The following is an 11,220-nucleotide window of genomic DNA, read 5'->3' on the forward strand; positions in this document are numbered from 1 at the left end:
CTTTAAAACTGTAATATGAAATCATTACTAATCCTGCTCCTAATAGGTTTACCATCAATTGTTTTAGGGCAGGATATATCGCCATCTCATTACAAAATATACAGCACGACTGAGCAAAAACTGGTCACAATTAAGAATATTATTGACCAAAGCAACAAAATTGATGTACTGTTTTTTGGCGAAGAGCATAATGATTCAACCGCCCATTTTCTGGAATTTACCTTATTTAAAGGTTTAGTAGAAAAATATCCTAATCAGGCAGCGCTTTCCATGGAGATGTTTCAAACCGATTGCCAGTTGGTGTTAAACGAATATCTCAGTGGTCTTATCCGTGAAAAAAACCTGTTAACCGATGCCCGCGCCTGGCCAAATTATAAAGATTACCGGCCGATGGTTGAACTGGCCAGGCTTAATCATTTACCGGTTATGGCCGCTAATGCGCCTTCGCGTTATACCAACATGGTTACAAGAAATGGTCTTGCCAGCCTGCAGCAACTGAGCGCTCAGGCCAAAAGCTACCTGGCTCCCCTCCCTATTGATACCGCTACCGGGGCTTACTATGATAAGTTTGTTAAGATCATGGGTGGACACGAAGCGATGGCCGGTATGCAGATCTACCAATCGCAAAACCTGTGGGATGCAACCATGGCCTGGTCAATAGCACAGTTTCTTAAAATCCATAGCGGCTTTAAGGTATTACAACTTAATGGCGGTTTTCACAGCGAAGAAAAGCTTGGAGCCGTGGCTCAACTCAAAAAGTATGCGCCGAAAGCAAGGGTGTTAACCATAGCCTCCTATAGCGGAGACAATTTTGACAACCCGGATTGGGCAAAATTTAAAACCCTGGCAGATTATATTATTTTAACTGATACAAAATTGCCAAAAGATCAATGACCAGTTACCAGTGACGCGGAGCGAGGTTCGTGTTCAAGACATTCCAGTTCCCGCACCTCAAAACCCGCTCCACGCACCAGATTACGCTTTTTTAGCTAATAAGTCTCGAATCTCAGTAAGCAATGTTTCTTCTTTTGTTGGTGCAGGATCAGCAACAGGAGCTGCCTCTTCTGGTTTCTTCAATGAATTGATAGCTTTTACTACCATAAAAATACAAAAAGCAACAATCAGGAACTCGATCACGGTATTGATGAAATTACCGTAGTTGATAGCAACCTCTGCTACTTTATTTGCAGGGTCAGCTGGTTTTAAAAGCACTTTTAAGTTTTTAAAATCAATACCACCGGTTACGTAGCCAATTGGCGGCATAATTACATCATTTACCAATGAGGTAACTATTTTACCAAAAGCAGCACCGATGATAACGCCCACTGCCAGGTCAACAACGTTGCCACGCATAGCGAACTCCTTAAACTCTTTGATTATTGCCATAATAATGATAGATTTTAGTTAATAATTAGTTCAGGTAACGGAATAAATAGGTTTTAGTTTTAACTAAAGTAACGAATAAATTTTAATGCTTTTCAAACAAATTATATTTTTTAATATTTAATACCAGCGTCCATTGGGCATAAGATATTTTAAAGTTAACGGTAATTGATGTATTTTTGGGCTCATCTTAATTATGCTTAAACAGAATCTTCAACAAAAACTCTTACAAAAACTCTCCCCGCAGCAAATACAATTTATAAAATTGCTGCAGGTTCCTACAGTTTCATTGGATACCCGGATAAAAGAGGAACTGGAAGAGAATCCCGCGCTTGAAGATCTGAGCTTAACCAATTTAAACGAACCAGAGGAGCAATATCCAGATCGTGACCCGGATGAAGAATCCTATAATAACGATGAAGAGAAGGGCGAAATGGATGAGTTTAATATTGATGATTACCTGCAGGATGACAGCGTGAATGATTATGGATCGCGATACGATCAGAATGGCGATGATGAAGATGAGCGCAAAGAGATCCCGATAGCGGTACAAAATTCATTTTTTGAAAGCTTGCAATTACAGCTCGATCTTTTGCCGTTAAGTGATAAGGATTTTAAGATCGGGCAACAAATTATTGGCAGTTTGGATGACGACGGCTATCTGCGCCGCCCCATCATGTCGCTTACGGACGATCTGGCATTTTCGCAAAATGTAATGGCCGAGGATGAAGAGGTAGAGGATATGCTAAAGGTGATACAAGGGTTTGACCCTGCCGGCGTGGGTGCACGAAGTCTGCAGGAATGCCTGTTGATACAATTGCGTAAAAAAGACCCTAATGATCCGATCATCGCGAAAGCTATCATTGTTGTTGAACAATACCTTGACGAATTTACCCGTAAACATTACGATAAGCTGGAGAAATCGTTGAACATGAACTCCGACGAATTGCGCGGCGTAGTGAACGAAATACTAAAGCTTAATCCCAAACCAGGCGATTCCAACGAAATCAACACCAAGCAGATGCAGGTGATCCCCGATTTTCATATTACCAACAACGATGGCGTACTTATACTCACACTCAACTCCAAAAACGCGCCCGAACTTAGGGTAAGCCGCTCTTACCAGGAAATGTTTCAGCATTATGATAAGGCAGCCCAGAAAGATAAAAAACTCAAAGAAGCGGTACAGTTTGTAAAGCAAAAGCTAGATTCGGCCAAATGGTTCATTGACGCTATTAAACAGCGCCAGCAAACTTTGCTCAAAACCATGAATGCCATTATGCAGTACCAATATGAGTTCTTTTTAACAGGCGACGACAAAAACCTTAAACCTATGATCCTGAAGGATATTGCCGACAGGATAAACATGGATATCTCGACAGTATCCCGCGTGGCCAACTCCAAATATGTACAAACTGAATTTGGCACCTTCCTGCTCAAATCATTCTTCTCCGAAGCTATCCAAACCGAGAGCGGTGAAGAAGTATCCAACAAGGAAGTAAAAAAGATACTGGAAGAGCATATAGGAAAGGAAGACAAACGCCACCCGTTAGCTGATGAAAAACTAACCGATATCCTGAAAGATGCCGGCTACAATATTGCCCGCCGCACCGTTGCCAAGTACCGCGAACAAATGAACATCCCGGTTGCCAGATTGAGAAGAGAACTATAACCCCCGCTTTTGATGTGCAGATATGCGGATTTCAGATGTGCAAATGAAATAACGAAAAGCCCGATTTTATTAAACCGACATTTTTTATTAGCATCTGCATATTTGCACATTTAAAACCTGCACATTTACTCCCCCTTCAGGGGGCTGGGGGGCTAAAACGTATGCTGGCCGCTACTTACCTTGTAGCGATTGTTGAGCAGTATACCTATTACAATTTCATGTGTACCATTACTTACAGTGTTCAATGATGATGTGGTAACGTCATAAGAGTATCCAATATTGACAAATGAACTAAGATTAAGCCCTACCAACCCTGCATAGGAATCGTTATGACGGTATGAGCCGCCTATCCAAAGTTTATCAGCAAAAGATAATTTCATGTTAATATCATACGTTGTGGGCAGAGGACTGATATACTTCAGCATAACGGATGGAATAAACGCCAACTCATCCGACAGAAAAACCTTTATTCCCCCTGTTAAAAAATAATTTGGTACAGTTTTGTTCTGATATTGATTTGCTTTGCTGGTTACATACAAATTCTGCGGTAAAATCTGCTGGGCCGAAACGCCAATAAAATAATCGGAAGCGTAGGCCCAAATACCTATTCCCAAATCGGGTTTCCATTGGTTATTATTCAGGCTATTGAATATAGGATCTGAAGGATCGGCGGTAGTAATTGCTGATAAGTTTAGCACATTATGGCTAAAACCGGCCGATACACCAACCGCCAGGTTCAGTTTGCTTGTCAGGCCCAGGTGATAGGCATAAGTCGCGTCAATGTTTGTTTGTGTAAAAGGGCCGGCTTTATCCGAAACTACTGTTAAACCAACACCATGATGTGGTTCTGCCGCCTGATACTGTTGGGTATATAACCTGCTGGCCGGATTAAGCCCTCCACTGGCCGGAAAAGCGGTAGCATCTCCCTGTATAAAGTTTTGGCCAATGGGCATATTTACCGATAAATAAGCAGTTACCGGAGCGCCTTCCAGTCCGGTCCATTGGCTGCGGTAGCCCGTCTTTACGTCGGTATAGTTTTCAATCCCTGATAAAGCAGGATTTAAGAGATAGCTATTGAAAATGTACTGCGTGTACTGGGGACGTTGCTGCGCTATGGTACACTGAATAAAAAGAACAAAATTAAAGGTTATGAATAAGATCCTTTTCATCAGTTAGCGTTTACAGCAGGCATAATTCAACCTTATTTCAAGACCAAAAAGCCCCAAATACGAGCAATAAACTAATATAATCTTTATAAACAATATTGGCCAAAAGGCGATACCGCAAGGGTGAGCAGGTTTTACCGGAAAGCTTTAGCCAGCGTTTCCAGTTCCATGTTTGCTATCTGCAACTTATAGGTGAGTTCTTTATTTTCTTTCCGAAGATTATAAACTTCAATGGCATTTTGGATATGGATCCGCAGTTCATCATTTTGCCATGGTTTTACCAGGTATTTATAAACCTGTCCACGGTTAATAGCATCAATAACCGCATTGATATCCGAAAACCCGGTTAATAATATCCTGATTGTATCCGGGTTTGTTTGTAAAACCGATTCCAGAAATTCAATACCAGTAGTAACAGGCATACGCTGATCTGTGATGATCACTCCAACCTCATTCGCATCCAGTATCCTGCGTCCTTCAGCAGCAGAGCTTGCCGTATATATGTTAAAATCGCGTCTGAAGGCTGCTTTAAAACTATTCAGGTTATTTATTTCATCATCAACATACAACACTCCTACGGCCATAGCAAAACACTTTAGTGAACGGTTAATATCGGCTTATAAAAGTAAATTTATGCAAAGTTTAATTTACTGCACATTTTATTATAATTATTGTTCTGCATAGATGTAACAACTATTGGCCGCTAAAAACATAGTCAAACCTGCGCTGTCCTAACTAAAAGAATTTCTCCGGATTAGGTACCAGATTCAGGAACGATTCAAAGTTCTGTTCGTAATGCGACTGGTCAAGCCTGTAATAAAAAGCCCCTTTCTTTGATGATAGCTTATCCTTCTCGGGCAGTTTTACCAGCAGGCCTGTTGATAACAATTTACGGCTAAAATTACGGTCGTCAAATTTGGTTTGATAAACCCCTTCATAAAGCGCCTGCAATTGCGGAATGGTGAACTTTTCGGGCAGTAACTGAAACAAGATCGGATGCAGGGCAGCCTTATAACGCAACTGACGCAAGGCAAGCCTTACCATTTCTGTATGGTCAAATATCAGTTCGGGCATTTCATTCAATAAAAACCACTCCGGGTGATATTCTTCGCTTAATTGTTTTTCATACTGATGAATATCGATAAGGGCGAAGTAAGCTATAGACAAGGTTCTTTCCACCGGGTCGCGGTCTGGATGTCCAAACACATGAAATTGCTCCATGTACACGTTTTTAAGGCCGGTACGTAATTCTAATATGCGGTTAGCAGCATCATCCGGTGACTCCGATGGCTGTATAAAGCCGCCCATCAGGCTCCATTTATTTTTTTCGGGTTCAATCCCGCGCTGTACAAGCAATAATTTGATATTAAATCCGTCGAATCCAAAAATGATACAATCTGTCGCCGCTAAAATGCGTGTCTCGCCGGTATACTTATGCATAATTTGGTTAAAGTTTATTTGCAAGTGTAAAAATAATTATGCAATTATTTAGTGTAGTTACAACAACTATTTCATTCGCGGTGGCATTTTTTAATTTTTATAAGATCCCTTATTGTAGCGGGTTTAAAACTAAAATACTTGCTTAATAAAGTTTTCAAAATAAATTCGGCGAAAGCTTGTATATCGGCGGCCGACTCACCCCGACGTCGCTGCGCTTGTCATCCCTCTCTACGCTTCGGGCATAGAGGGGATTTTCTTTTTTTACCCTCTTTGCGGCAAAGCCGCAGAGAGGGTGGTCGAGCGAAGCAACGACCGGGTGAGTCAATTATCAAAGCGCTATTTGCCATTTCCCTTAACTCACCCGCTTACCCTGCAGCAACATATCCATAGCATCGTTAAGCGAACCTGCACGGGATACTTCGCCTGAATTGACAAAAAATATCTCATCGGCATTTTCAATGGTATTGAGGCGATGAGCAATGATTACTCTGGTGGTAGTATCTGGTAATTTGTTCAGTATATCACTTAATAACTGCTCGGTTATGGTATCAATATTGGCTGTGGCTTCATCCAATATCAGTATTTGCGGATTACGCAATACCGCCCGCATAAAAGCGATCAGTTGTTTTTGACCAAGACTGATGCTATCACCAGAAGAAAGCACCTGGGTTTCCAATCCGCTTTCAAAAATAGCCAGCAAACTACCCAGGTTTGCATCAATAATTACTTTTTCCAGTTGCTCATTGGTATGATCCTTATACAGATCGTTACCATATAAAATATTATCCTTAACTGTCCCGGTAAATAAAAACGGCTCTTGCAAAATAAAACCTATTTTCTGAGTACGCTCTTCCGGGCTGTAGGTTCTGATATCCCTGCCATCCAGCATAACCAATCCTTTAGAAGGGTCATATAAGCGGGCAATCAATGATGCTGTAGTGGTTTTACCGCCACCGGTTGGCCCCACCAGCGCATAGGTTTTACCTTGCTCCAGCTTAAAGCAAACATTATGCAGTATTTCCTGATCCTCGTTATAACCAAAATGAACGTTCCTGAATTCCAACAAAGCGGCATTCGACTCAGTTATGCCATTTTCTATAACGGGCAGATCGGTTTCAAGGGATAATATTTGTGATATTCTGTCCCAGCCAGCCATAGCCAGCTGAAAGTTTGTCCATAACGCGGCTAATTGCCTCAAAGGGTTATAAAAGTTGGTGGAGTATGATAAATAACTTACTAATAGCCCGATACTAAACTGCCCGATAGTGATCAAATAAATACCGAAGGCCAGTACAATCAATTGCGCAATACTGGCAAACAAGCCATAAACAGGTATAAAAACATTGTTCGCCAAACCTGATCCGATCGCGGTTTTGTAATTTTCACGATTAGCTGTTTCAAAGCGCTTACGAAAATAATCGCGGCGGTTAAAGGCTATGATCACCTTAAAATTATGCAGGCTTTCCTGTATCTCTGCACTCATCCCTCCTACACTTTTCAGGTTCCTGGCATTTTTCCGCTTTATCCAGGGCGATAAGGCCAGTGTCAATACCAAAATAAGTACAGCCGGCGCCAATGTGGCCGCGCCTAATTCAAACTTGATCAATAACAAAAATACGCCTGCGCCTACCATAATGGATATGTTCCCGATAAACTGCATCAGCGATTGTGAAAAAAACTGGTTCAACTTGTCGGTATCATTGTTTACTCTCGATATCAGGTCACCGGCTTTATTCTGATTAAAAAAGCCCACAGGCAGTTGCTGCAACTTATTGAATATGGAATTACGCAAAGTAAACAGCATGCGCTGACTCACACTACCCATTAATTTGGTTTGACTAAAACTGGTAAACAAAGCCAGCAGGTACATACATAACAGTATAATGGCGTTATGAATAACCCCGCTATAATCCTTATGCTGCACATACTTATCAATGGTATGCCCTATAACCAGCGGGCCCAATAAGTTGAGCGAAGAATTGGTTAATATAGCTAACAACGCCAGCAAAAGCACCTTTTTTTCATGTGCTATTAGTTGCAGTAGTTTTTTTAGCCCCGCCAGGGTTGAGGTCTTTTGCTGTGCCTGGCTAAGCTTATTCAGATCGTAATTCATATATAATTATTGAATTAGTGAATTAGTGAATTTTGTCTAAACTCGAATTTTTAGAATTTTAGAATTAACAGAATCTGCATATCCGCACAGTTGCATATCCGCACATCAGAAATCTGCACATCCGCACATCTGCATATTTGCACATCTATTTTCAATGCGCAACACCATGTTCGTAATTACTGGTGCTTTGCTGCGAGTTAAATATCTGTACATAATCCGGACTGCTTTGCATCAGTTCATCATGCACACCACGGGCAACAATTTCGCCCTGGGTAAGCAACAGGATCTGGTCATAATGCTCCACCGATGCTATTTTCTGGGTAACCGATATCAGCGTTAATCCGGGATAATTTTTCTGGATATTGCTTAATATCTTTTTCTCGGTATTGGTATCAACCCGGGCCGTAAAATCATCCAGCAATAAAACTTTGGGATTAACCGCCAATGCCCTGGCCAGCATGATCCGTTGTTTTTGCCCGCCAGAAAGGCTTGATCCGCGTTCGGAAACTATGGTATTCAGCTTATCAGGCAAGTTATTTATAAAATCACTCAGTTCCGCTGTTTCAATGGCTTTCTCCAATGACTCATCGGTAACCGTATCACTAAAAGCGATGTTTTCGCGAATACTCATATTAAAAATGATACTATCCTGAAAAACAAAACCCACCTGACTATGGAACGATTCGCTGTTATAATCGTTAATACTGCGCCCGTCATAATGCACATAACCGGATGTTGGATTGATGAGATTGGTAAGCAAATAAAGCAACTGTGTTTTACCGGCGGCCGTAGGACCAATGATAGCAATTTTTGATCCTCCTGCTACCGAAAACGACACATTTTTAAGTGCTGGTTTTTGGCCGTAAACTAATGATACATCCTTAAGTTCCACATCTCCTCGTAATGTTTCCTTTAAAGTTCCGCCATCAACCATATCTGGTGCATCAAGTACTACACTGATACGGGTAAATGATGCCGAGGCCTGCGCAATAAGGTTGCTCATAAAGCCTAATATAAAAATCGGGAATATGAGTAAAGACAGATAACTGTTAAAGGCAGCAAAACTACCCAGGCTCATGCTGCCATTGATCACAAAATGCCCACCCATCATTAAAATGGTTAGCGCCGCCATGTTGGCTGTAAAGGTTACAATAGGTATCAATCCGGCAAAAAAGCCTAATATCTTCAGTCCGTATCGTTTAGCCTCGGTATTGGCCTCCAAAAACTTATTATACTCCAGTTGCTGTGAGTTGATAACACGGATGAGCGCTGCACCCAGGATGCTTTCGTTTATTACCTTGTTCAGCTGATCAATTACTCCCCTGCTTTTTATAAACAGCGCGCGTACATTCTTCAACACATAAAAAAATGTACCTCCTATGATCGGGATAATAGCGATCACGGCAAGGGCAAGCTTCCAGTTTATAGTAAACAGCAATATGCTTGCACCAATGATGATAAATAAGGATGACACGATAGATACCAATGCCTGCGATACAAACAGCTTTATGGAATCAACATCAGCAGTTAAATTGGTAAGCAATTTGGAGGGGTTGGCTTTTTCAATAAAGGCGTTACTTTGTCTTGATATCTTATCAGCCAGCTTTTGCCGCAAATCGCGGGCTACCCGCTCCGAAGCATAAGTTTGAATAATAGTTTGCAGGTAACTGAACACAAAAATAACCAACACCGCTAACGAGAACTTTTTAATAATATCGCTAAATACAAAGTGTTGCTTAGTATAATCGTCTATTCCGCTGGCTATAATCTTGGGCAACCAAAGATTTACACCGTTGCTGAGTAAGGCAAACAACAAAAGCAGCGAAACCATCCCCATGTAAGGCTTTAGCAAGCTAAAAACACCAGGAGGTTTTTTATCAGGTTTTTGAGTATCAGTTTTCATATTTTCATCTGTTAAGAGATGTTTTAAAGTTTAAGGCTTAGTAAAAGTACGCCATTATAAATGATGACGATTGTGAAAGTAAAACATTTTGCCATGGTATAAATATTTCCAACCTTTCACAATACTACAATAGTGGCATATTTATACAAATATATTCCTATTATGTAGTAATTAAAACATTTTGGAAATAATTTTCTAAATTTACAACCAAATAGGACCAATATGAAGCCAGTTGTACAATTAATAGAAGAATGGACTGCTTTTGAAGAGATTAGCAATGAGCAATCCGTTGAAGCTTTTTGCCGGTATTACCTTCAAAAACAACGACCAAAACCCAAACATCCGGGCAAAAAAGGCGAACGTATTATGAATGGTGTTAGCCTGCTTAAAACAGTAGGTCGTATTTTGAGCGCCTACTCCCTTTACTTCCGATCGGCAGTTAACCATATCGAGATGCCCCCCGTCGAAAGCTTTTATTATCTGAATACGCTTGTGCACATGGGCGAAGTAAAAAAGAGCGATCTGATTAACCAGATGTTTGCCGAAACTACTACCGGTATGGAAATCATCAACAGGCTTATCCGCGAAAAAAAGATAACGGAGCGTACTTCGCCCGATGATAAGCGTGCTAAGCTCATCAAAATAACTCCCAAAGGAACAGCTGCCCTTGATGAATATTATAAAATTTCGGCCAAGGTAATCGAAATGACCTTTAAAGACCTGAGCGATGATGTTTTGGTTGATTGTTATGAGATGCTAAAATATTGCGAGCAACGTAATTCAACCCTTGCTATTGAACTAAAGAACAAGCCATTTATGCAGATGTATGAACAGGCCATGGCTGATAAAGCCTGAAAACTTAAAATAAAACACGCCATGAATTCAAAATTTTCGCCAGAGGCTGATTATATTTTAGAAGATGACCGGGTACTGATCAGACCTTTAACTATCGACGACTATCAAAACCTGCTGCCTTTTGCCTTGTATGAACCCTCCACCTGGAGCTACTCCCAGGTGAGTGCTAAAGGTGCCGATGGCATGCGTAACTATATTGATCAGGCACTTAAAGCCCGACTTGAGGGTAAGGAATACCCTTTTATTATTTATGATAAAAAAACTGGCGAATATGCCGGCAGTACCCGCTTTTATGATATACAACCGGTTAACCAGGCACTGGAAATAGGTTATACCTGGTATGGCGAAAAATTCAGGGGAACCGGTCTCAACAAACACTGCAAATTTCTATTGCTGCAACTTGCCTTCGAAGAGCTGGATATGAAACGGGTAGGCTTTCGTGCCGATGCCCGGAATGAACGGAGTATAGCAGCCATGAAAAGCATAGGATGTACGGTAGAGGGTATTATTCGTAGCCATATGCCACTCTCAGACGGAACCCGACGCGATTCTATCCTCCTGAGCATTTTACAGCACGAATGGCAGCAGGATGTAAAAGAACGGCTGAAAGCTAAGCTGTAATTGTATTTTTAAAGTCATTTAACAAAACCGCACCTGCTTTTATAGCCTAAACGGCATGATTCATGAA

10 protein-coding genes are annotated in these 11,220 nt (G+C 41.1%); 4 read left to right on the plus strand and 6 right to left on the minus strand.

The genetic code is table 11. The features are described 5' to 3' along the window. The first annotated feature begins 15 nt into the window (after positions 1-15). Positions 16-894, plus strand: coding sequence for a ChaN family lipoprotein (locus ACNURT_RS17995; RefSeq protein WP_419698888.1), 879 nt, complete (start codon positions 16-18; stop codon positions 892-894). 81 nt (positions 895-975) lie between these two features. On the opposite strand, the gene mscL is transcribed toward ACNURT_RS17995, so the two are convergent. Then, on the minus strand, positions 976-1,386 hold the full coding sequence (gene mscL / locus ACNURT_RS18000) for a large-conductance mechanosensitive channel protein MscL (protein ID WP_419698889.1): 411 nt from the start codon (positions 1,384-1,386) through the stop codon (positions 976-978). 193 nt (positions 1,387-1,579) lie between these two features. Here mscL and rpoN point away from each other — a divergent pair, with 193 nt between their 5' ends. Next, entirely contained in the window at positions 1,580-3,055 is a 1,476-nt protein-coding gene (rpoN, locus tag ACNURT_RS18005) for an RNA polymerase factor sigma-54 (protein WP_370995353.1), read from the plus strand. A 152-nt stretch (positions 3,056-3,207) separates the two neighbouring features. Here rpoN and ACNURT_RS18010 read toward each other — a convergent pair whose 3' ends face one another. The 5 genes from ACNURT_RS18010 to ACNURT_RS18030 form a co-directional block, all read right to left on the minus strand. Continuing rightward, positions 3,208-4,224 (minus strand): type IX secretion system membrane protein PorP/SprF, encoded by a 1,017-nt coding sequence (locus ACNURT_RS18010; protein WP_419698890.1) that lies wholly within the window; start codon positions 4,222-4,224, stop codon positions 3,208-3,210. Positions 4,225-4,355: 131 nt separating this feature from the next. Further along, a complete protein-coding gene (locus ACNURT_RS18015) occupies positions 4,356-4,805 on the minus strand; it encodes a response regulator (protein WP_419698891.1) in 450 nt (149 codons plus the stop codon). A gap of 151 nt (positions 4,806-4,956) precedes the next feature. After that, the gene (locus ACNURT_RS18020; protein ID WP_370995359.1) at positions 4,957-5,661 is read right to left on the minus strand and encodes an NUDIX hydrolase; all 705 of its coding nucleotides are present in this window, start codon (positions 5,659-5,661) and stop codon (positions 4,957-4,959) included. A 352-nt stretch (positions 5,662-6,013) separates the two neighbouring features. Then, on the minus strand, positions 6,014-7,774 hold the full coding sequence (locus ACNURT_RS18025; RefSeq protein WP_419698892.1) for an ABC transporter ATP-binding protein: 1,761 nt from the start codon (positions 7,772-7,774) through the stop codon (positions 6,014-6,016). Positions 7,775-7,925: 151 nt separating this feature from the next. Further along, positions 7,926-9,677, minus strand: a complete 1,752-nt coding sequence (locus ACNURT_RS18030) for an ABC transporter ATP-binding protein (protein ID WP_419698893.1) — start codon at positions 9,675-9,677, stop codon at positions 7,926-7,928. A gap of 222 nt (positions 9,678-9,899) precedes the next feature. Here ACNURT_RS18030 and ACNURT_RS18035 point away from each other — a divergent pair, with 222 nt between their 5' ends. Further along, positions 9,900-10,532, plus strand: a complete 633-nt coding sequence (locus ACNURT_RS18035; protein ID WP_419698894.1) for a MarR family winged helix-turn-helix transcriptional regulator — start codon at positions 9,900-9,902, stop codon at positions 10,530-10,532. 21 nt (positions 10,533-10,553) lie between these two features. After that, entirely contained in the window at positions 10,554-11,153 is a 600-nt protein-coding gene (locus ACNURT_RS18040) for a GNAT family N-acetyltransferase (RefSeq protein WP_419698895.1), read from the plus strand. Positions 11,154-11,220 lie beyond the last annotated feature (67 nt).

This window comes from Mucilaginibacter sp. NFX135 (genome assembly GCF_048565145.1).
Classification (GTDB): Bacteria; Bacteroidota; Bacteroidia; order Sphingobacteriales; family Sphingobacteriaceae; genus Mucilaginibacter.